At 71.8% G+C, this 20718-nt stretch carries 20 protein-coding genes; 4 read left to right on the forward strand and 16 right to left on the reverse strand.

The window, feature by feature from the left end; genetic code table 11:
* Positions 1-9: 9 nt before the first annotated feature.
* The 5 genes from CCO02nite_RS04980 to CCO02nite_RS05000 all read right to left on the reverse strand — a co-directional run bounded on the left by CCO02nite_RS04980 (position 10) and on the right by CCO02nite_RS05000 (position 5788).
* Positions 10-786 (reverse strand): ABC transporter permease, encoded by a 777-nt coding sequence (locus CCO02nite_RS04980; protein WP_146842124.1) that lies wholly within the window; start codon positions 784-786, stop codon positions 10-12.
* A gap of 80 nt (positions 787-866) precedes the next feature.
* The gene (locus CCO02nite_RS04985; RefSeq protein ID WP_371862480.1) at positions 867-1793 is read right to left on the reverse strand and encodes an ABC transporter permease; all 927 of its coding nucleotides are present in this window, start codon (positions 1791-1793) and stop codon (positions 867-869) included.
* Entirely contained in the window at positions 1790-2965 is a 1176-nt protein-coding gene (locus CCO02nite_RS04990) for an ABC transporter ATP-binding protein (protein ID WP_146841946.1), read from the reverse strand. Before CCO02nite_RS04990 ends, CCO02nite_RS04985 begins: the two co-directional genes overlap by 4 nt.
* Complete coding sequence (locus CCO02nite_RS04995) at positions 2962-4185, reverse strand: ABC transporter substrate-binding protein (protein ID WP_146841947.1); 1224 nt, start codon at positions 4183-4185, stop codon at positions 2962-2964. Before CCO02nite_RS04995 ends, CCO02nite_RS04990 begins: the two co-directional genes overlap by 4 nt.
* Before the next feature lie 154 nt (positions 4186-4339).
* Positions 4340-5788: a gamma-aminobutyraldehyde dehydrogenase gene (locus CCO02nite_RS05000; protein WP_146841948.1), complete on the reverse strand. Its 1449-nt coding sequence runs from the start codon at positions 5786-5788 to the stop codon at positions 4340-4342.
* Between the two features lie 175 nt (positions 5789-5963).
* Between CCO02nite_RS05000 and CCO02nite_RS05005 the strand changes: the two genes are divergently transcribed.
* Together CCO02nite_RS05005 and CCO02nite_RS05010 are read left to right on the forward strand one after the other, a co-directional pair.
* Positions 5964-6440: an Lrp/AsnC family transcriptional regulator gene (locus tag CCO02nite_RS05005; RefSeq protein ID WP_222593137.1), complete on the forward strand. Its 477-nt coding sequence runs from the start codon at positions 5964-5966 to the stop codon at positions 6438-6440.
* Positions 6437-7825 (forward strand): aspartate aminotransferase family protein, encoded by a 1389-nt coding sequence (locus tag CCO02nite_RS05010; RefSeq protein WP_146841949.1) that lies wholly within the window; start codon positions 6437-6439, stop codon positions 7823-7825. The genes CCO02nite_RS05005 and CCO02nite_RS05010 overlap by 4 nt, the downstream gene beginning before the upstream one ends.
* A 12-nt stretch (positions 7826-7837) precedes the next feature.
* On the opposite strand, the gene CCO02nite_RS05015 is transcribed toward CCO02nite_RS05010, so the two are convergent.
* Positions 7838-9154 (reverse strand): M50 family metallopeptidase, encoded by a 1317-nt coding sequence (locus CCO02nite_RS05015; protein WP_146841950.1) that lies wholly within the window; start codon positions 9152-9154, stop codon positions 7838-7840.
* Positions 9155-9314: 160 nt separating this feature from the next.
* On the opposite strand from CCO02nite_RS05015, the gene CCO02nite_RS05020 reads away from it, so the two are divergent.
* Positions 9315-10523, forward strand: a complete 1209-nt coding sequence (locus CCO02nite_RS05020; RefSeq protein WP_186812579.1) for an NAD(P)/FAD-dependent oxidoreductase — start codon at positions 9315-9317, stop codon at positions 10521-10523.
* 6 nt (positions 10524-10529) lie between these two features.
* On the opposite strand, the gene dxr is transcribed toward CCO02nite_RS05020, so the two are convergent.
* From dxr to rpsB, 8 genes are all read right to left on the reverse strand, one after another.
* Entirely contained in the window at positions 10530-11708 is a 1179-nt protein-coding gene (gene dxr / locus CCO02nite_RS05025) for a 1-deoxy-D-xylulose-5-phosphate reductoisomerase (RefSeq protein ID WP_146841952.1), read from the reverse strand.
* Complete coding sequence (locus tag CCO02nite_RS05030) at positions 11705-12259, reverse strand: DivIVA domain-containing protein (RefSeq protein WP_146841953.1); 555 nt, start codon at positions 12257-12259, stop codon at positions 11705-11707. The genes dxr and CCO02nite_RS05030 overlap by 4 nt, the downstream gene beginning before the upstream one ends.
* A complete protein-coding gene (rlmN, locus tag CCO02nite_RS05035) occupies positions 12256-13383 on the reverse strand; it encodes a dual-specificity RNA methyltransferase RlmN (protein WP_146841954.1) in 1128 nt (375 codons plus the stop codon). Before rlmN ends, CCO02nite_RS05030 begins: the two co-directional genes overlap by 4 nt.
* A gap of 31 nt (positions 13384-13414) precedes the next feature.
* Positions 13415-14251, reverse strand: coding sequence for a phosphatidate cytidylyltransferase (locus CCO02nite_RS05040; protein ID WP_146841955.1), 837 nt, complete (start codon positions 14249-14251; stop codon positions 13415-13417).
* Positions 14251-14808: a ribosome recycling factor gene (gene frr / locus CCO02nite_RS05045; RefSeq protein ID WP_146841956.1), complete on the reverse strand. Its 558-nt coding sequence runs from the start codon at positions 14806-14808 to the stop codon at positions 14251-14253. The genes CCO02nite_RS05040 and frr overlap by 1 nt, the downstream gene beginning before the upstream one ends.
* An 88-nt stretch (positions 14809-14896) precedes the next feature.
* Positions 14897-15643, reverse strand: a complete 747-nt coding sequence (gene pyrH / locus CCO02nite_RS05050; RefSeq protein ID WP_222593138.1) for a UMP kinase — start codon at positions 15641-15643, stop codon at positions 14897-14899.
* Between the two features lie 112 nt (positions 15644-15755).
* Positions 15756-16601: a translation elongation factor Ts gene (gene tsf, locus CCO02nite_RS05055; RefSeq protein ID WP_146841957.1), complete on the reverse strand. Its 846-nt coding sequence runs from the start codon at positions 16599-16601 to the stop codon at positions 15756-15758.
* A 62-nt stretch (positions 16602-16663) separates the two neighbouring features.
* Positions 16664-17677, reverse strand: a complete 1014-nt coding sequence (gene rpsB, locus CCO02nite_RS05060; protein WP_146841958.1) for a 30S ribosomal protein S2 — start codon at positions 17675-17677, stop codon at positions 16664-16666.
* 482 nt (positions 17678-18159) lie between these two features.
* Here rpsB and CCO02nite_RS05065 point away from each other — a divergent pair, with 482 nt between their 5' ends.
* Complete coding sequence (locus CCO02nite_RS05065) at positions 18160-18681, forward strand: murein hydrolase activator EnvC family protein (RefSeq protein ID WP_146841959.1); 522 nt, start codon at positions 18160-18162, stop codon at positions 18679-18681.
* 95 nt (positions 18682-18776) lie between these two features.
* Here the strand turns inward: CCO02nite_RS05065 and whiG are convergent, their stop codons facing one another.
* Together whiG and CCO02nite_RS05075 are read right to left on the reverse strand one after the other, a co-directional pair.
* Positions 18777-19754, reverse strand: coding sequence for an RNA polymerase sigma factor WhiG (gene whiG, locus CCO02nite_RS05070; RefSeq protein ID WP_246117352.1), 978 nt, complete (start codon positions 19752-19754; stop codon positions 18777-18779).
* Between the two features lie 17 nt (positions 19755-19771).
* A complete protein-coding gene (locus CCO02nite_RS05075; protein WP_146841960.1) occupies positions 19772-20707 on the reverse strand; it encodes a tyrosine recombinase XerC in 936 nt (311 codons plus the stop codon).
* Between the last annotated feature and the right edge of the window lie 11 nt (positions 20708-20718).

A 20718-nucleotide genomic window follows, 5' to 3' on the forward strand; every position in this document is an offset into this window, starting at 1 on the left:
CCTCCGCGTTCACCGAGCCCGCAGCCGCTTGCTCCGGGCGTAGCCGAGCACCTGGACCAGCACGACGATCGCGAGGGCCAGGACGAACATGAAAGAGCTGATGACGTTGGCCTGCGGCGGGATGCCGCGGGTCGCGCTGACGTAGACGAACTTCGGGAACGTCGTGTAGGCGCCCGAGGTGAAGTTCGTGACGATGAAGTCGTCGAAGCTCAGGCTGAACGCGAGCAGCGCGGCGGCGGCGATGCCGGGGAGCAGCAGCGGGAAGGTCACCCGCCAGAACGCCTGCAACGGCGACGCGTACAGGTCGGCTGCCGCCTCCTCGAGCGCCGGGTCGAGGCTCGAGACCCGAGCCTTGACCGTCACGACGACGAAGCTGATACAGAACATCACGTGCGCGGCGACGACCGTGCCGAAGCCCAGCGGGACGCGCAACGCCAGGAACTGCGCGAGCAGCGCGGCGCCGAGCACGACCTCGGGTGTCGACATCGGCAGGAAGATCAGCAGGTTGGTCGCCGACCGTCCGCGGAACCGGAACCGGACCAGCGCGATGGCGATGAGCGTGCCGAGGACGGTCGCGACGATCGTCGACACGAACCCGACCTGCAGCGAGTTGGCGAAGGCCTCGCACACCTGCGGAGCGGCGCACGGGTTGCGCCAGTTGTCGAGCGTGAAGCCACGCCACACGAGGTTGGTCTTGCCGGCGTCGTTGAACGAGAACGCGACGGTGTACGCCACCGGCACGAGCAGGTAGGCGAACGCCAGCGCGGCGAAGGTCGGGACGAGCATGTCGCCGATCCGCCGACGAGGCCTGCGGGGGGCAGCCGTGCCCTGGGGCGTCGGTGACGCGACCCGGTCGAGGACGGCCGTCATACCAGCTCCTCCGTCCCGGCCCTGCGGATGTACGCGCCGACCAGCAGCATGATCGCCGCCATGAGCACGACGGACAGGCATGCCGCGGTCGGGTAGTCCAGGACCTTGAAGAACCGGGAGTCGATGACCTGACCGACCATCGTCGTGTTGGTGTTGTTGCCCAGCAGCGACGCGTTGACGTAGTCGCCGGCGGCCGGGATGAACACGAGCAGCGTGCCCGCGACGACTCCCGGCATCGACAGCGGCCACGTGACCGTGCGGAACGTCGTCGTGGGCGACGCGTACAGGTCCGAGCCCGCCTCGAGGAGGCGGGAGTCCAGACGCCCGAGCGCCGCGAAGATGGGCAGCACCATGAACGGCAGGAAGTTGTAGGTCAGGCCGCAGACCACCGCGAACGGCGTCGCGGTCAGACGCGCGTCGGCCGGCAGCAGGTGCAGCCAGTGCAGGGCCGAGACGGTGAAGGAGTCGTCGGCGAGGATCTGCTTCCACGCGATGGTCCGCAGGATGAAGCTGGTGAAGAACGGCGCCACGACGAGCACGAGCAGCAGACCCTGCAACAGCTTGTGCCCGCGCGCCCGCACCGCGATCACGTACGCCATCGGGTACCCGATCACCAGCGCCGCCCCGGTCGCGAGCAGCGCGAACCAGAAGGAGCGCACGATCGTCGGCCAGAACTGCGAGATCGCGTCGACGTAGTTCTGCCAGTGGAACGCGGGCTGGTACTGACCCACGTCGCCGCCCGGCACCGGCACGTACAGCGACGTCGCCAGCAGGGCACCGACGGGCACGACGAAGAACAGGAGCAGGTAGATGATCCCCGGGCCGAGCAGCACCAGGTGCGCGCGCTGAGCGGTGCGTCGCGGCGGCGGTGCTGCGCTCGGGTCGCCGGCGACGGTGTCGCCCAGCGCGGCGGTGATGCTCACAGCTCGTCGTCCAGGTCGAACGTGCCCTCGTCCGCGGCCTCGGCCCCGTCGAGACCGAACGTGAAGTCCACGGCCCAGGCGAGCCGGACCGGCGAGCCGACCGTCACGGTCGCCCCGCCCAGCAGGTTCTGCGCGAAGACGCCGAACGTGCCGAGGCCGGCGATCTCGACCTGGTACTGCGTGCTCACACCCATGAACGAGACGTCGGTGACCACACCCGGGCCCAGGACGTTCTCCGCCTCGCCGGGAGCCTGGTCACCGACCAGGAGACGCATCTTCTCCGGTCGGGCGCCCACCAGCACGGCGCCGTCGGTCCGGACCGCCCGCTGCTGCGGGACGAGGATCCGCGTGCCGCCCACGTCGACGCCCAGCAGGCCCGGCTTCTCGTCGCGCTCGACGACGGTCCCCGCGACCAGGTTGGACTGACCGAGGAAGTTGGCGACGAACGTGGTGCGCGGCAGCTCGTAGAGCTGTGCCGGCGAACCCATCTGCTCGATCCGCCCACGGTTCATCACGGCGACCGTGTCGGCCATGGTCATGGCCTCCTCCTGGTCGTGCGTGACGTGCACGAAGGTGAGCCCGACCTCGGTCTGGATGCGCTTGAGCTCCAGCTGCATCTGGCGCCGGAGCTTGAGGTCGAGCGCGCCCAGCGGCTCGTCGAGGAGCAGGAGGGCCGGTCGGTTCACGAGCGCTCGAGCGAGGGCGACCCGCTGCTGCTGGCCACCGGAGAGCTGGCCGGGCCTGCGGTCCGCCAGGTGACGCAGCTCGACCAGGTCGAGGCCGTCGGCGACCCGCTTGGCGATGTCGTTGGCGCGCGTTCGCCTGAGGCCGAAGGCCACGTTCTCGCCGACCGTCAGGTGCGGGAACAGCGCATAGCTCTGGAACACGGTGTTGACCGGCCGCTGGTGGGCACGCGTGCCGGTGACGTCCTTGCCGCCGATCGACAAGGTGCCCGACGTCGGCTGCTCGAGCCCGGCGATCATCCGCAGCGTCGTCGTCTTGCCGCAGCCCGACGGGCCGAGCAGGGCGAAGAACGAGCCCGGCTGGATGGTGAGCGTGAGGTCGTCCACCGCGACGAACGAGCCGAACGCCTTGGTGACCCGCTCGATCACGAGCGCCGCCCCACCCGCACCCGTGGCCTGCGCCTCGGGGGCGGCGCCCGTGCTCGTCATGCGCCGATCACGGTGAGGAACTCGTTGTTGTAGCGCTCCTCCTCGTCGGGGGTGAGCGTGCGGAACACGCTGACCTTGGAGAGGACCTCCTCGGTCGGGAAGATGTACGGGTTCTCCGCGAGCTCCGGGTCGACCTTCTCCATCTCCTCGCGGGCGCCCTGGACCGGGGTGATGTAGTTGACCCACGCCGCGACCTGAGCCGCGACCACCGGGTCGTAGTAGTAGTTCATGAGGTCCTCGGCGTTGCTCAGGTGGCCCGAGCCGACCGGCACCATCAGGTTGTCGCTCCAGAGCGTGCCGCCGGACTCCGGGATGGCGAACTCGAACCTGCCGTCGGCCTCGTAGTTGAGCGAGGTGACGTCGCCCGACCAGCCGATGACCGCGATCGCGTCGCCCGAGGCCAGGTCCTGCGTGTAGGCGTTGCCGCGGACCTGCCGGATGTGCCCCGAGTCGATCTTCTGCTTGAGGACCTCGAGCGCCGCCTCGAAGTCGTCGTCGGTCCAGTCGCTCGACGGGTCGACGCCCTGGTCGAGCATGATGATGCCCACGGTGTCGCGCATCTCCGAGAGGACCTCGACCCGGCCTGCCAGCTCGGGCGCCCACAGGTCGCTCAGCGTGTGCACCCCGCCGGGCACCTTCGACTTGTCCCACGCGAAGCCCGCGAAGCCCGACTGCCACGTCAGTGAGTGCTTGCGACCCGGGTCGAAGTCCACGTCGGCAAGGCTGGTCAGGATGTTGTCGGCATTCGGGATCCGGGATCTGTCCAGCTCCTGGGTGTAGCCCAGGCGGATCATCCGCGCCGTCATCCAGTCGGTGAGCGTGACGATGTCGTACCCGATGTCCTGGCCGTTCGCCAGCTGGCCCGAGACCTTGCCGTAGAACGCGTCGTTGTCGTCGATGTCCTCGGCGTAGGTGACCTTGAGGCCGGACTGCTTCTCGAACTCCACGAGCGTGGGGTAGCTGGTCCCGTCGTCGTCCTGGTCGAGGTACTGCGTCCAGTTGGCCCAGCGCACGATCTTGTCGGTCGCGGACACGTCCTTGGCGGTCTGCGCGGTCGACGACGGCGAGCCCGTGCCGCACGCAGCCAGCACGGCGGCGGTTCCCACCGTGCCGACCGCACCGAGCAGGAACGTGCGCCGCGACAGGTTGGCCCGCTGCGCCTGGGCGACGAGCGCTCGCACGAGCGGGTCCTCGGGGGCGGGGCGGCGATGAGGGCTCATGAGGCTCCTAGGGCTCCGGAGGGTCCAGCCGGGCACGGCGTGTCGCTGGATCTTCGCAAACAGACGGCCGTCCAGCAAGGATTTCGTCGCGGAAGACTGTGCTCGCAACGGAAACGTTGCATGGACGGAACATGGGACGTATGGATCCGTCGACTCAAGCGTCGAACGCGGACATCACGTGCTTGATCCGGGTGTAGTCCTCGAACCCGTACATCGAGAGGTCCTTGCCGTACCCGGAGTGCTTGAACCCCCCGTGCGGCATCTCGGCGACGAACGGGATGTGGGTGTTGATCCACACGACCCCGAAGTCGAGCGCGCGCGACATCCGCAGCGCCCGGCCGTGGTTCTGGGTCCACACCGAGCTGGACAGGCCGTACCGCACGCCGTTGGCCAGCGCGATCGCCTCGTCCTCGTCGGTGAACGTCTGCACCGTGATGACCGGTCCGAAGATCTCGTCCTGCACCGCCTCGTCGTCCTGCCGCAGGCCGTCGACGATCGTGGCCTCGACGAAGTAGCCCGTGTCCCCGACCCGGTGGCCGCCCGTCACGATCGACGCATGGTCGGGCAGCCGGTCGAGGAACCCGGTCACGCGTTCGAGCTGGAGCGCGTTGTTGACCGGGCCGAACGCCACGTCCGGGTCGTCCGGCAGGCCGGTGCGCTGACCCCTCGCCGCCTCGGCCAGCGCGGCGACGAAGTCGTCGCGGACCGACGCGTGCACCAGCACGCGGGTGGCGGCGGTGCAGTCCTGGCCGGCGTTGTAGTAGCCCGCGCCGGCGATACCCTCGGCCGCCGCGGCGAGGTCCGCGTCGGCGAACACGACGACCGGGGCCTTGCCGCCCAGCTCGAGGTGGACGCGCTTCACGTTCGCGGCGGCGGCCTCGGCGACCTGCGAACCCGCCCGGACCGACCCGGTGATGGCGACCATGTCCGGACGCTGGTGCGAGACGAGCGCACGCCCCGTGTCCCGGTCGCCGCAGATGACGTTGAGCACCCCGGGAGGCAGCACCTCGGCCGCCACCCGACCGAGCAGCAGGGTCGAGGCGGGCGTCGTGTCCGACGGCTTGAGCACGATCGTGTTCCCGGCCGCGAGCGCGGGGGCGATCTTCCAGACGGCCATCATCAGCGGGTAGTTCCACGGCGTGACCTGCCCGACGACGCCTACCGGCTCGCGGCGCAGCCACGAGGTGTGGCCGGCCAGGTACTCCCCCGCGGACAGTCCCTCGAGCACGCGCGCGGCCCCGGCGAAGAACCTCAGCTGGTCGACGCAGGGCGGCACCTCGTCCGAGGCGGTCAGGTGCAGGGGCTTGCCGGTGTTCCGCGACTCGACCGCGACGAACTCGTCGGCCCGCGCCTCGACCGCATCGGCCAGCCGGAGCAGCGCGAGCTGGCGCTCCGCGGGCGTCGTACGGCCCCAGGTCGTGAACGCCTCCGAGGCGGCGCCGTAGGCGGCGTCGACGTCCTGCGCCCCGCTCAGCGGCGCACGGGCGTACTCCACCCCGGTCGACGGGTCGATCACCGCCGTCGTACGACCGTCCGCGGCGGCGCGCTGCGCGCCCCCGATCACGTTCAGCAGCTCGAGGGTCTGGTCGGGGGCCTGGCTCACGGCGATCTCCTCACGTTCGGTGGGCCGCACGCTACGCCGGTCGCGCCGGTTCCGGGAGTGCCCAGAGGCGGCAATCGGCCGATCGGAGGGTTCCCAACGCCGAAATCAGAAGTCCACACGGCCTGTCGCAACGGATTCCTTGCATTGCGGCCCGTTGCCGACCACCATCGGGCGGGTGAGCACACGCAGACCAGCACCGGGGCAGCCCGTGCTCGACGACATCTCCAAGGCCATCGTCGAGCAGCTCCAGGAGGACGGTCGGCGCCCGTACGCCGCGATCGGCAAGGCGATCGGCCTGTCCGAGGCCGCCGTGCGGCAGCGGGTCCAGCGGCTCATCGACTCCGGGGTCATGCAGATCGTCGCGGTGACGGACCCGTTGCAGGTCGGCTTCACCCGCCAGGCGATGATCGGCCTGAAGTGCGAGGGTGACCTGTCGGTCGTCGCCGACGCGCTCGCCGCGCTGCCCGAGGTCGACTACGTCGTCATCACCGCCGGCGGCTTCGACCTGCTCTGCGAAGTCGTCTGCGAGGACGACGAGCACCTGCTCGAGGTCCTCGACCAGAAGATCCGCGCACTGCCAGGGGTCCGGACAACCGAGACCTTCGTCTACCTACGGCTGCGCAAGCAGCTCTACAACTGGGGGACCAGATGAGCGCCACCACTTCCCTGACCCCGAGGGGCACCGACCGCGCCGAGGCGGCCAAGGCCCACCTCTGGGGCCACTTCACGCGGCAGAGCGCGTGGGACCGCGGCGTCCCGACGATCGTGCGCGGCGAGGGCCACCACATCTGGGACGACAAGGGCCGCAAGTACATCGACGGGCTCTCGGGCCTGTTCGTCGTGCAGGCGGGCCACGGCCGCGCGGAGCTTGCCGAGGCCGCGCGGGTGCAGGCCGAGCAGCTCGCGTTCTTCCCGCTGTGGTCGTACGCGCACCCGCAGGCCATCGACCTCGCCGAGCGCCTCGCGGCCTACGCGCCCGGCGACCTCAACCACGTGTTCTTCACGACCGGCGGCGGCGAGGCCGTCGAGACCGCCTGGAAGCTGGCCAAGAACTACTTCAAGCTCACGGGCCGGCCGAACAAGTACAAGGTGATCTCCCGGTCGATCGCCTACCACGGCACCCCGCACGGAGCACTCTCGATCACGGGCCTGCCGGCGTTGAAGGAGCAGTTCGAGCCGCTCGTCCCCGGTACGCACAAGGTGCCGAACACCAACCAGTACCGCGCGCCCGAGCACCTGCGCGACGACCCCAAGGCCTTCGGCCGGTGGGCCGCCGACCGGATCGGCGAGGCGATCGAGATGGAGGGTCCGGACTCGGTCGCGGCCGTGTTCCTCGAGCCGGTGCAGAACGCCGGCGGCTGCTTCCCCCCGCCTCCGGGGTACTTCGAGCGGGTCCGGGAGATCTGCGACCAGTACGACGTGCTGCTGGTCTCCGACGAGGTCATCTGCGCGTTCGGCCGGATCGGGTCGATGTTCGCGTGCGACGACTTCGGCTACGTGCCGGACATGATCACCTGCGCCAAGGGCCTGACCTCGGGGTACTCCCCCATCGGCGCGCTCATCGCCTCCGACAGGCTCTACGAGCCCTTCTCCCAGGGCAACGCGTCCTTCGCGCACGGCTACACGTTCGGTGGCCACCCCGTGTCGGCCGCCGTCGCCAACGCGAACCTCGACCTGTTCGAGCGCGAGGGCCTCAACCAGCACGTGCTCGAGAGCGCACCGGCGTTCCGCCGCACCCTCGAGGGCCTGCTCGACCTACCGATCGTCGGCGACGTCCGCGGCGAGGGGTTCTTCTACGGGATCGAGCTCGTCAAGGACAAGGTCACGCGTGAGACGTTCGACCACGACGAGAGCGAGCGCCTGCTGCGCGGGTTCCTGTCGGGTGCGCTGTTCGACGCCGGCCTGTACTGCCGGGCGGACGACCGCGGCGACCCGGTGATCCAGCTCGCCCCGCCGCTGACCTGCGGGCAGGCCGAGTTCGACGAGATCACGGGGATCCTGCGCGGCGTCCTGGCCGAGGCCTGGTCGCACCTGTGACGATCACGTCGCTCAGATGGTCACCGGGTTGACGATGTCGGCGTAGATGAGCAGCAGGCCGACCGCGCCGAGCAGCACGAACACGCCGTAGGCGAGCGGCACGAGCTTCGCGGTGTCGAACGGGCCCGGCCGCGGCCGTCCGCGCAGGCGTGCGACCTGCCGCCGTCCGCCCTCCCACAGCGCCGCCGCGATGTGCCCGCCGTCCAGAGGCGGCAACGGGATGAGGTTGAACACGAAGAGCGCGATGTTCAGCGTCGCGAGCATGTCGAGCAGGCCGGCGAGCTTGAGGCCCCAGTCGACGCCCTCGCCGTCCATCGAGGCGATCTCGCCCGCGAACCGCCCGATCCCGACGACGCCGACGATGCTGTCCTGCCCGCGCTCCCCGTCGCCGAACGTCGTCTGCGCGAGGTCGACGACCCTGGCGGGCAGGGTCGCGACGACCGTCATCGTCTGCCACGTCCGGTCGGCGACCTGCTCGGGAACCTCGACGAGCGACGCGTGCTCGCGTTGCGTCTGCGAGGTCACGCCGAGGAACCCGACGGGCTCGGTGACGATGTCGCCGTTCTCGTCGGTCACAGGCAGGCCGTCGTCGTCGTAGACCGGTCGCTGCGCGACCACCGGGGTGACCGTCGCCTCGACCTGGACCCCGTCGCGCTCGACGACGACCGGCGTGGCCTCACCGCCCGACGCACGGATCAGGTCGGTCAGCTCGTCCCAGGTCTCCACCTGCGTGCCGCCGTAGCTGACGATCGTGTCGCCCGGCAGCAGACCCGCGGCCGCACCCGGCGCCGCCGGGTCGTCGGCCCCGCACGTCGCGTCGGGGTCGGCGTCGACCGGCAGCACGCACTGCGAGACCGAGTCGAGCGTGGTGGTGGTGGTCGGGATGCCGAAGCCGAGCAGCACGATCGCGGTCAGCACGAGCGCGATGACGAGGTTCATCACCGGTCCGCCGAACATCACGACGAGCTTCTTCGGCGTGGACAGGCGGTAGAACGCGCGGCCGTCCTCACCCTCGTGGATCTCGGCACCGCTCGCCTCCCGCGCGTCCTGCGCGAGCCGGCCCAGCCACGTGCGCGCGGGCGGGTTCCCGACGGCCTCCGCAGGCGGGTACATGCCGACGAGCCGGACGTAGCCGCCGAGCGGGATCGCCTTGGCGCCGTACTCGGTCTCGCCCGTGGTGCGCGACCACAACGTGGGGCCGAACCCGACGAAGTAGTGGCTGACGCGGACGCCGAACCGCTTCGCGGGCACCATGTGCCCGACCTCGTGCAACGCGATCGACGCGAGCAGCACGACCAGGGCGATGAGCACGCCCACCAGATACGCCACGAACTCCTCCGCAAGGTCCCGAAACCGGCTCCCATCATGACCGACGGCACTGTGTGCTCGCGCCGCGACGCGTGACGAACCTGTGCAGGTTCTCCCCGACCGGACCGACCCGCGCGCGTGGCGCCTTGCCGGTGCCCGCTCGGGAAGCGACCATCGGCACGTGACACCTCCACCGTGGGGCGGGCCGGGCGTCTGGCAGCGCTGGGCGGCCGCGACGAGCACCGACGACCCGGTCTGGGCGAGCGGTGACGCGCACGCCCCGCTCGACGGCGACACGTCGGCGGACGTCGTCGTCGTCGGCGCGGGACCGACCGGCCTGTGGACCGCGTACTACCTCCTCGACGCCGATCCCGCGCTCGACGTCGTCGTGGTCGACGCCGCCGCGCTGCCCACCGGGGGTCGAGGCGTCGGCGCCTGCTCCGCCGCGCTCGCGGTGGCGCCCGAGACGCTCGCCACGCGGTTCGGCGAGACCGCCGCCTGGGACGTCCGCGCGGCGATGCGCGACGCCGTCGTCGAGGTCGGCGGGGTCGTCGCGGTCGAGCAGATCGCGTGCGGCTTCGCGTTCGGCGGCCGCGTCGCGGTCGCGCGCGTCCCGGCGGTGCTCGCGACGATCGTCGACCGTGCGGCGGCCGGTGAGCAGTGGGGCGAGGAGGCGCACGTCCTCGACGCCGACGGTCTCGCCGAGCACGTACGCGTCCCCGGTGCGATCGGGGGCGCGTGGTGGCCCGACTGCGCGCGGCTCGACCCCGGACGGCTCGCGGCCGGGCTCGTCGACGTCGTCGTCTCGCGGGGCGGCCGCGTGCACGGCCACACCCGTGCGCTGCGCGTCTCCGCCGGTGCCGTCGTCACCGAACGTGGCACCGTGCGCGCGCCGACGGTCGTGGACGCACGCGACGACCCGAGCCCGACGAGGGTGCGCGCGCTGGCCACCGCGCCGGCCGGACCCGCGGTGTGGGAGCGCGCCGGGATGGCCCGCGGGCAGGCCGTGCTCGTCGACGACCTGCACCTGGTGCGCACGCCGGACGACCGGCTCGTCGCGGCGTGGGCCGGACCACCGGGCGGCCTACGGTCCCGGGCCTCGCGCGGGGCGCTGCTGCGCGGACCGGGCCCCGCGCAGGACGCCGTGCTGGACGTCGCACGCGTGGGTGCGCTGCCCGCGCTGGCCGGCGCACCCGTCACGCATCGCTGGTGGCGGCCGCTCGCGGAACCGGGCTCGCTCCCCCGCGTCGGGGTCGACCGAGGCCGGGCGTGGGCACGTCCGGGCGGCAACGGGCCGGCCGCCGCGAACGTGGCGGGTCGGACCGTCGCCGAGCTCGTCACCGGGGCGAGCAGCGCACTCACGCGCCTACCCTGGGTGACCCGCACCTAGCGCCACCTAGCGCTGTGCGAGCACCTCGTGGGCGCGCGTGCGGGCCCACGCCTCGGCGGCGAGCACCGCCTCGAGCGTGAGCTCACCGCGTGCGCCCGGTCGGTCGTCGTGCTCGTCGAGCACGCGCTCGACCGTGGCGACGATGTCCGAGAAGCCGATCGTCCCGGCCAGGAACGCCGCGACGCACTCCTCGTTCGCCGCGTTGTAGACGGCGGGGTGCGTCGGCGAGGCGGCGACCGCCGCGCGCGCGAGCCGCACCGCCCCGAACACCTGCTCGTCGAGCGGTTCGAACGTCCACGCCGTGGCGGCCGTCCAGTCGCACGCCGATGCGACGTCGGCGAGCCGGTCCGGCCAGGACAGGCCCAGCGCGATCGGCAGCCGCATGTCCGGGGGCGAGGCCTGCGCGATCGTCGAGCCGTCGACGAACTCGACCATCGAGTGCACCACGGACTGCGGGTGCACGACGACCGCGATCCGCTCGACGGGCACGTCGAACAGCAGGTGCGCCTCGATGAGCTCGAGCCCCTTGTTCATCAGCGTCGCCGAGTTCACCGTCACGACCGGGCCCATCGCCCACGTCGGGTGCGCGAGCGCCTGCTGCGGGGTCACGCCCTTGACCTCGTCGGACGTCCAGCCGCGGAACGGGCCGCCGGACGCGGTCAGCACCAGCCGACGGACCTCGCGCGGCGTGCCCGAACGCAGCGCCTGCGCGATCGCCGAGTGCTCCGAGTCGACCGGCACGATCTGGTCCGGTCGCACGCGTGCGTCCTGCACGAGCGCGCCGCCGACGACGAGCGACTCCTTGTTGGCCAGCGCGAGCGTGCTGCCGGCGCGCAGCGCCGCGAGCGTCGGGCGCAGACCCACCGATCCCGTGATGCCGTTGAGCACGACGTCGGCGCCGCAGCCCGCGAGCCGCGTCGCGGCGTCGGGCCCCGCGAGCACGTCGACCCCGCGCGCACCGGCCACGGCCAGCGCGTCGCGCACCGGTTGCGCAGCGGCCTCGTCGTGCACCGCGACCGTCGCGACACCCAGCCGGACGGCCTGCGCGGCCAGCAGCCCCGGGTCACCGCCGCCCGCCGCGATCCCGACGACGTCGAGCCGGTCGGCATGGCGTTCGACGACGTCGATCGCCTGCGTGCCGATCGAGCCCGTCGAGCCCAGCAGGACGACGCTGCGCGCGCTCACTCGACGCCCAGCAGCACCTCGACCGCACGCGCGAGGAACGCGTCGACCGGCCCCTCCGCGTAGGCGTCGTGACCCTTGCGACGCCGGAACGTCACGGCTCGAACCTCGCCCGACGTCAGTGGCTCACCGCGGTCGAAGTACGCGATCAGACGGTGGCACAGCGCATCCACGTCGGCGGGCTCGTAGCCCGCGTGGCGGCCCTGCGGCGGGGCGAACCGGTCGCCGTCGGGGCGCCCGAGCCGGCCGTACAGCGTGCGCGCCTGCTCACCGAGCTGGGCCATCCACGACTGCTGGCCGTGCTGCGCGACGTGGTCGGCCCGCGCACGTGCCACGAACGCGCCCTCGAGCCGGTCCAGCGCCGCGTCGACCGCGCTGGTCACGTACCCGCCCCGCACCATCTCGAACCCGGCGCCCCGCACGTCCTTGGCGGACAGCGCACCGGCCGGCCCCTGCTCGTACATCGTGCGGGCGTGCTCGAAGAACTCGTCCACCTCGTCGGGGTCGTAGCCCGAGCGGAACCCGGACACCGTCCGGAACATCCCGTCGCTCACTCGTCCTCCTCCGCGGCGAGCTGGCCGCACGCACCGTCGATGTCACTGCCGCGGGTGTCCCGAACGGTCGTCGGGATCCCGTGCGCCCGCAAGCGTGCCACGAACTCGGCCTCGACCCGCGGATCGCTCGCCGTCCAGCGCGAGTTCGGCACCGGATTGAGCGGGATGGGGTTGCAGTGCACCCAGCCCTTGCCCCGCGCGTTGAGCTTCTCGCCCAGCAGGTCCGCGCGCCACGCGTGGTCGTTCACGTCGCGGATCAGCGCGTACTCGATCGACACGCGTCGGCCCGTGACCTCGAAGTAGTGGTGGGCGGCGTCGATCGCCTCGTCCACGTTCCAGCGGGTGTTGACGGGCACCAGCTCCGAGCGCAGCTCGTCGTCGGGTGCGTGCAGCGACAGTGCCAGGGTGACCGGGATGCCCTCGTCCGCGAGCTTGCGCATCGCGGGCACCATGCCGACCGTCGAGACCGTGACGTTGCGCGCCGACATCCCCAGGCCGTCCGGCGCGGGCGCGACGAGCGTGCGGACCGTGGCCATGATCGCCTTGTAGTTCGCGAGCGGCTCGCCCATCCCCATGAAGACGACGTTCGACAGTCGCGTCGGGCCGCCCGGGACCTCGCCCGCCTGCAGCGCGCGCGCCGCCTCGCGCACCTGCTCGACGATCTCCGCCGTCGACAGGTTGCGGGTCAGGCCCATCTGCCCGGTCGCACAGAACGCGCACGCGAGCCCGCAGCCGGCCTGGCTCGAGATGCACAGCGTCGTGCGGTTGGCGTACCGCATGAGCACCGACTCGACCTTGGCGTGGTCGAACAGGTGCCACAGCGTCTTGACGGTCGTCCCGCCGTCGGCGGTCTGTGTACGCACGTTGGTCAGCAGCTGCGGGAACAGGTCCTCGACGAGCCGGTCCCGGCTCGCCGCCGGCAGGTCGGTCATCGCTGCGGCGTCGGCCGTCAGGTGCGTGAAGTAGTGCGTCGCGAGCTGCTTGGCCCGGAACGGCTTCTCGCCGAGCGCCGTGACGGCCGCGACCCGCTCGTCGGGCGTGAGGTCGACGAAGTGACGCGGCGGCTTGCCACGCGGGCCGCGCGAGGGCGACGACAGGTCCAGACGGACGGGGGTTCCGGTCATGCGGGGGGCCTTCCGGTGCGAGGTGGGGGCCTCAGGACGGCTGCAGCACCGTGAGGACGATGTAGACGGCAGGTGCCGTCAGGACCATGGAGTCGAGCCGGTCGAGCAGACCACCGTGACCCGGGATGATGCGGCCCATGTCCTTGAGCTCGAGGTCACGCTTGATCATCGACTCCGACAGGTCGCCGAGCGTCGCGGTCGTGACCGTCGCCAGACCGAGGAACACGCCCGTGAGCGGCTCCCCGTCGAACGCGACCTGCATCCCGACGACACCGACGACGCAGGCGAGCACGACCGAGCCGGCCAGACCCTCCCACGACTTCTTGGGGCTCACCGACGGCGCGAGCGGGTGCCGGCCGAGCAGCACGCCGACGGCGTAGCCGCCCGTGTCGCTCGCGACGCACAGCAGGATGAACAGCAGGACGCGCGAGGGGCCGTCGGGCTCCGCGAGCATGAGCATCACGAAGCCCGCCATGAACGGCAGGTACGCCGCGGCGAACGCTCCGCCGGTCGCGTCACGCAGCGCGTGCTCGCTGCCGCCGTCCAGCACGCGCCAGACGACGACGCCGCCCACGGTCAGCATGAACGCGACGAACAACGCCTCGGGACCGGCCGTGTAGGCCGAGACGACCGTGCCGACGGCACCGACCAGGAGCGGCAGCAGAGGGATGTGGATCCCACGGCGGGTGAAGGCCTGCGCGAGCTCCCACAGACCCACGCAGACCGCCAGGCACGCCAGGACGACGAAGGCTTCCTTGCGGATGAACAGCGACGCGACGACGACGACGAGCAGGCCGACGCCGACCGCGGTCGCGACCGGCAGGTCGCGGCCGGGTCGCGCGGTACGGGGGGCGGCGAGCTGCGTCATCAGACCTCGAGCAGCTCGCTCTCCTTGCCGGCGAGCAGGTGGTCGATGAGGTCGACGTGCTTCCTGGTGAGCACCTCGAGCTCCTTCTCCGCTCGCGCGACCTCGTCCTCGCCCGCCTCGCCGTCCTTCGCGATCCGGTCGAGCTCCTCCTTGGCGCGCCGGCGCACGTTGCGCACCGACACGCGGGCCTCCTCGGCCTTGTGCTTGGCAAGCTTGACGAAGTCGCGCCGTCGCTCCTCGGTGAGGGCGGGCAGGACCACGCGGATCACGTTGCCGTCGTTCGTCGGGTTCACGCCCAGGTCGGAGTCGCGCAGCGCCTTCTCGATGGCCGTGGTCGACGACTTGTCGAACGGGCTCACGAGGATCGTGCGCGCCTCGGCGACGTTGAACGACGCGAGCTGCTGCAGCGGCGTCGGGCTGCCGTAGTAGTCGACGAAGACCTTCGAGAACATCGCCGCGTTGGCCCGACCCGTCCGGATCGTCGCGAAGTCGTCCTTGGCGACCTCGACCGCCTTGTCCATCTTCTCCTCGGCCTCGAGGAGGGTGTCGTCGATCACCGCTGGCTCCTTGCAGTTTCGTCGGGCTGGCTCGTCGTGGCTGGTTCGTGGCTGCGTCGTCGGGGGCGCGTGCGGCGGGTCGCCCGCCTCACGCCGCCGTGACCAACGTGCCGATCTTCTCACCCTGCAGCGCGCGCGTGACGTTGCCGAGCTCCTCGAGCCCGAACACGCGCATCACGACGTCGTTGTCGCGGCACAGCGACAGGGCCGTCGCGTCCATCACGCCGAGGTCCTCGACGAGCGCCTCGGTGTACGTCAGGTGGTCCAGCTTCACCGCGGAGGGGTCCAGACGAGGGTCGGCGCTGTAGACGCCGTCCACGCCGTTCTTGCCCATGAGGACCTCCTGGCAGTGCGTCTCGAGGGCACGCTGCACGCTCACGGTGTCCGTCGAGAAGTAGGGCAGGCCCGCACCCGCGCCGAAGATGACGACGCGGCCCTTCTCGAGGTGGCGGATCGCCCGCAGCGGGATGTACGGCTCGGCGACCTGACCCATCGTGATCGCCGTCTGCACGCGCGTGCTCACGCCCGCCTGCTCGAGGAAGTCCTGCAGCGCGAGGCAGTTCATCACCGTCCCGAGCATGCCCATGTAGTCGGCCCGCGACCGGTCCATGCCGCCCGCCGACAGTTCGGCGCCGCGGAAGAAGTTCCCGCCTCCGACGACGATGGCGACCTGGACGCCGGAGCGCACCGCGACCGCGATCTCCTCGGCCACGCGACGCACGACGTCGACCGCCACACCGACGGCGCCACCCCCGAACGACTCGCCCGAGAGCTTGAGCAGCACCCGACGGGCGGGGACCACGTGAACCGGGTCGGTGGTCGGGTCCGGGCTCACGTCGCCTCCAGCGGGGTCTGCTTGCGGGGTCCGCCGCCGGTCGGGACCGACGCCGTCGTGCTACGCCGGTGGCCCCGGCCCTCGTCGGACCGGGGCCACCGAGGTGGTGGGATCAGGCTCCCACGCGGAAGCGCACGAAGCCGGTCAACGTGCCGCCGACCTCGGCGAGCACCTGGCTCACCGTCTTCTTCGCGTCCTTGGCGAACGCCTGGTCGAGCAGGACGTTCTCCTTGAAGAAACCGGTCAGGCGGCCCTCGACGATCTTCGCGAGCGCGGCCTCGGGCTTGCCCTCGTTACGGGCGGTCTCCTCGGCGATCTTGCGCTCGTTCTCGACCGTCTCCGCGGGGACCTCGTCGCGGCTGACGTACAGCGGCGAGTACGCGGCGATGTGGGTCGCGATGTCGCGCGCCACGGCCGCACCGGCCACGTCGGTCGCCACGAGGACGCCGACCTGCGGGGGCAGGTCCTTGCTGACCTTGTGCAGGTAGACCTCGACGTGCTCGCCGGCCACGCGGGCCAGGCGGCGCACGACGACGCGCTCGCCGAGCGTGGCGGCCGTCTCGTCGACGATCGTCTGCACGGTCACGCCCTCGTACTCGGCGGAGACGAGCGCGTCCGCGTCGCGGGCACCCGTCTCGACCGCGGCCGCGAGCACGCGCTCCGCGAGCGAGATGAACGTCTGCGACTTGGCGACGAAGTCCGTCTCCGAGTTGACCTCGACGAGCACGCCGCTCTGGCCCTCGCCGTCGGCCGTCGGGCTCACGTGCGCCGCGACGAGACCGTCCGAGGCCGCACGACCCTCACGCTTGCCGACGCCCTTGAGGCCCTTGACGCGGATGATCTCGAGCGCCTTGTCGGCGTCGCCCTCCGCCTCCTCGAGAGCCTTCTTGACGTCGAGCATGCCGGCGCCGGTCTTCTCGCGCAGGTCCTTGATGTCCTGGAGCGAGTAGTTCGCCATCTGTGGTGTCCGTTCTGCTTGGTGACGTGTGTGCGTGATGCCGCCGGCTGCGCCGGCGGTCGTCACTTGGACTCGGTGTCGCCCTCGGCGGCGGTGTCCTCGGCGATCGCCTCGGCGACGGCCTCCTCTGCCACCTCGACGGCGACCTCGGGCTCCACACCCTCCGCGACGAGCTCCTCGGCGACAGCCTCGACGGCGGCCTCCACGACGATCTCCTCGGCGACAGCCTCGGCGGCGATCTCCTCGACGACGGCCTCGGCGACGATCTCCTCGGCGACAGCCTCGACGACGACCTCGGCCTCGGCGCCGGCGAGGAGCTCACGCTCCCACTCGGCGAGCGGCTCGGCGTCGACCTCGGCGCCCTCGGCGGCCGCGGTGCGGCCCGAGTGACGCTTGAGCAGACCGTCGGCGACGGCGTCCGCGATCACGCGGGTGAGCAGCTGGACGGCGCGGATCGCGTCGTCGTTGCCCGGGATCGGGTAGTCGACGACGTCGGGGTCGCAGTTGGTGTCGAGGATCGCGACGACCGGGATGCCCAGCTTGCGCGCCTCGTCGACGGCCAGGTGCTCCTTGTTGGTGTCGACGATCCAGACCGCCGACGGCACCTTCGCCATGTCCCGGATGCCACCGAGCGTCTTGGTGAGCTTGTCCTTCTCGCGGCGCAGGACGAGCAGCTCCTTCTTGGTCAGACCGGAGGCGGCGACGTCCTCGTAGTCGATCTGCTCGAGCTCCTTGAGGCGCTGCAGGCGCTTGTGGACCGTGGTGAAGTTGGTGAGCATGCCACCCAGCCAGCGCTGGTTGACGTAGGGCATGCCGACGCGGGCGGCCTGCTCGGCGACCGGCTCCTGCGCCTGCTTCTTGGTCCCGACGAACAGGATCGACCCGCCGTGCGCGACCGTCTGGGAGACGAAGTCGTAGGCGCGGTCGATGTACGACAGCGACTGCTGCAGGTCGACGATGTAGATGCCGTTGCGCTCGGTGAAGATGAAGCGCTTCATCTTGGGGTTCCAGCGGCGGGTCTGGTGCCCGAAGTGGACACCGCTCTCGAGCAGCTGGCGCATGGTCACGACGGCCATGGCACGTCCTTCCGGCGCGCGCCGTGCGGCGCACGCGTCAGGCGGGCCCTCGCGCTCACACGCAGGCCCGCGATGCGGTTGTGGCCCCGGCTGGTGCCGGTGCCCCTGGCGCCACAGCCTCCCCGCGCCGGACCTGGGAGAACCGAGGTCCGGACCGTTGCGAGGAGCGCCCCCGGTTGCCGTCCGCCGAGGCGGGCGAGCCGAGTGGTGGCGCGCGAAGTCGACCGGCACGAACCGGTCGCCGGGGCGAGTCTACCCGACGACGACATCCACCTCGACCACGCCCGCCGGACAGCGCCCGCCGGACCACGCCCGCCGGACCATGCCCGCCGGATCATGCCTGACCCGACCCCAGCCCCGCGCCACGCCGCTGCGATCCCCCGCCGTGCCCGTCGCCCCGCCGGCACCGCACGCTGCCACGGCACGCTGACCGGATGAGGAGCTGCGCACCGCCACGGACCGGGACGTGCACCCGCTCTCGCATGCGCGCGAGCGCGGTCGTGGTGCTGCTGGCCGCCACGCTCGCGCTCGCTGCTCCGGCAACGGTGCTCGCCTCGCCGAGCAAGCCCGCGCCCGTGACGACGGCGCCAGCAAGCTCGTCCGGCTACATCGCCCCGGTCGACCCGTGGGAGCTCGTGCATCCGTTCGTGCCGCCACCTCGACCGTGGGCTCCCGGGCACCGGGGCGTGGACCTGCGGGCGGACGTCGGCCAGGCGGTGCGAGCACCCGGCACGGGCACGGTCACGTTCGCGGGCACGGTGGCGGGGCGAGGGGTGCTCTCGATCGCGCTGGGCGACGGTGTCATCACGTCGCTCGAGCCGGTGGTGGCGGGCGTCGCGGCGGGCGAGAGGGTCGTGGCGGGGCAGTCCGTCGGCGTCGTCGGCGCGACGTCAGGCCACTGCGCGCCCGCGACATGCCTGCACTGGGGCGTGCGCACGTCACCGCAGACCTACATCGACCCGCTCACCCTGCTGGGCCTCGGCCCGATCGTGCTGCTGGGCTGAAACACGCTGCCGACGAGACGCGCGGACGACGATCGGCCCGGTCGACAGACCGTCAGGTCGGCAGACCGTCAGGTCGACAGACGGTCCGGTCGGGTTCAGAACCGCTCGGCGTCGACGAGTCGCGTGCGCAGCCGGGTCATCGCGGCGGTGTGCATCTGCGAGATGCGCGACTCGGTCACCCCGAGCACCCGCCCGATCTCCGCGAGCGTCATGCCCTCGTAGTAGTACAGGACGACGACGATGCGCTCGCGCTCACCGAGCTGCTCGATCGCACGGGCCAGGAGGTAGGTGGTCTCGTCGGCCTCGATGCTGCTGGCCGGGTCGTCCGAGCCGTCGTCGCCGAGGGTGTCACCCAGCGAGACGTTGCCGGTGCGCTCCGCGCCGCCGAGCAGCTCGTCGAGCGCGGCGACGTTCACGGACGAGAGCTGCGTGTAGATCGCCCGGAGCTCGGAGAGCGGCATGTGCAGGTGGCGCGCGATCTCCTCCTCGCTCGGCGTGCGGTGCAGCGACGCCTCGAGCTCGGCGTGCGCGCGGTCCACGGCGCGGGCCTTGGTGCGCACCGAGCGCGGGACCCAGTCCATCGCGCGGAGCTCGTCGATGATCGCGCCGCGGATGCGCGAGGACGCGTAGGACTCGAACTTCACGGCACGGTCCGTCTGGTACTTCTCGACCGCATCGATGAGCCCGAACATGCCGTACGAGACCAGGTCGGCCTGCTCGACGGTGGACGGCAGGCGCATCCCGACGCGGCCGGCGACCGCCGAGACCAGCGGCGCGTAGTGCAGGATCAGCGCCTCGCGGGCCTGCGGGCACGCCGTCGTCTTGAACCGGTCCCACATCGCGATGATCGCGACGTCGACGTCGGCCAGGCCGGAGCGCTGGGTCGGGAGCTCGACGGCTGTCGCCGCGGGGGCACCGAGCACCTCGTCGACATCGGCTGCGAGCTCGACCTCCTGGTCGTGCGCAACGATGTCGCGCGGCTGCGGCACCACACCGACCGGGGCCGTCAGCGCGCGCGCGGCGCTGTCACGCGCAGCACGCAGCGCCACGGGGGCGTCCAGGTCCATGCTCATCGTCGAACTCCGTCCGGTCAGGCTCGGGGGTGGGCCAGTGCATACGCCGAGCGAAGTCGCTCGGCAGAGACGTGCGTGTAACGCTGCGTGGTCGTGAGGCTCGCGTGACCGAGCAGCTCCTGGACCGTGCGGAGGTCGGAACCGCCCTCCACAAGATGTGTGGCCGCGGTGTGCCGCAGCCCGTGCGGGGCGATCTCCTTGCCCGTGGCCGCGGTCGCCCGGTGCACGACGTCGCGCACCTGCCGCTGCCCCGCGCGGCCACCGCGGACGCCGACGAACAGCGCTCGCGTCGCGCCGTCCGCCACGACCACGGACCGCACCGCGAGCCAGGCGCCGAGCGCCCGGGCCGCAGGGCCGCCGAAAGGTACCACCCGATCCTTGGTGCCCTTGCCGACCACCCGGAGCGTGCGCTCGACGAGGTCGACGTCGGCCACGTCGGCCGCGCACAGCTCGCCCACGCGCACGCCCGTGGCGTAGAGCAGCTCGAGGATGCACCAGTCCCGCACGGCCATCGGATCCGGCGTCGCCACCGACTCGGCGAGCTCGCGGGCCGCCTCCAGCACCTCGCGCGCGTCGTCCTGGTCGAGGACGACGGGAAGGGTTGCCGGGACGCGGGGAGCGGCAAGCCGAAGGGCCGGGTCGGTACCGATACGACCGGTGTGCGCGGCCCACGCGAAGAAGGTCCGGCAGCTCGCGGAGCGACGCGCGAGAGTCGCCCGGCTCGCGTGCGCACCGGCCATGGACCCGAGCCACGCCCGCAGCGCCGGCAGGTCCACGTCGGCCAGGGTGCGTGCGCCGTGCCGCGACGCGTGCCCGAGCAAACCGTCGACGTCGCCGAGGTAGGCGCGCACGGTGTGCGCCGACAGTCCGCGCTGGGCCGTCAGATGAGCCGAGAAGTCAGCCAGCAGGCGCGCACGGGGTTGCGCTCCCTGGGTGATCTCGGCCACGTCCATGCTCCAAAGGT

The sequence above is a fragment of the Cellulomonas composti genome, from assembly GCF_007990245.1.
Taxonomy (GTDB): Bacteria; Actinomycetota; Actinomycetes; order Actinomycetales; family Cellulomonadaceae; genus Cellulomonas; species Cellulomonas composti.

Coding starts and splice junctions, on each gene's coding strand:
- CCO02nite_RS05075 (WP_146841960.1), bottom strand. CDS start 20,707: ATGGACGTGGCCGAGATCACCCAGGGAGCGCAACCCCGTGCGCGCCTG.
- CCO02nite_RS04990 (WP_146841946.1), bottom strand. CDS start 2,965: ATGACGAGCACGGGCGCCGCCCCCGAGGCGCAGGCCACGGGTGCGGGT.
- rpsB (WP_146841958.1), bottom strand. CDS start 17,677: ATGGCCGTCGTGACCATGCGCCAGCTGCTCGAGAGCGGTGTCCACTTC.
- rlmN (WP_146841954.1), bottom strand. CDS start 13,383: ATGACCGGAACCCCCGTCCGTCTGGACCTGTCGTCGCCCTCGCGCGGC.
- CCO02nite_RS05065 (WP_146841959.1), top strand. CDS start 18,160: ATGCGCGCGAGCGCGGTCGTGGTGCTGCTGGCCGCCACGCTCGCGCTC.
- tsf (WP_146841957.1), bottom strand. CDS start 16,601: ATGGCGAACTACTCGCTCCAGGACATCAAGGACCTGCGCGAGAAGACC.
- CCO02nite_RS05040 (WP_146841955.1), bottom strand. CDS start 14,251: ATGACGCAGCTCGCCGCCCCCCGTACCGCGCGACCCGGCCGCGACCTG.
- CCO02nite_RS04995 (WP_146841947.1), bottom strand. CDS start 4,185: ATGAGCCCTCATCGCCGCCCCGCCCCCGAGGACCCGCTCGTGCGAGCG.
- whiG (WP_246117352.1), bottom strand. CDS start 19,754: ATGAGCATGGACCTGGACGCCCCCGTGGCGCTGCGTGCTGCGCGTGAC.
- CCO02nite_RS05010 (WP_146841949.1), top strand. CDS start 6,437: ATGAGCGCCACCACTTCCCTGACCCCGAGGGGCACCGACCGCGCCGAG.
- CCO02nite_RS04980 (WP_146842124.1), bottom strand. CDS start 786: ATGCTCGTCCCGACCTTCGCCGCGCTGGCGTTCGCCTACCTGCTCGTG.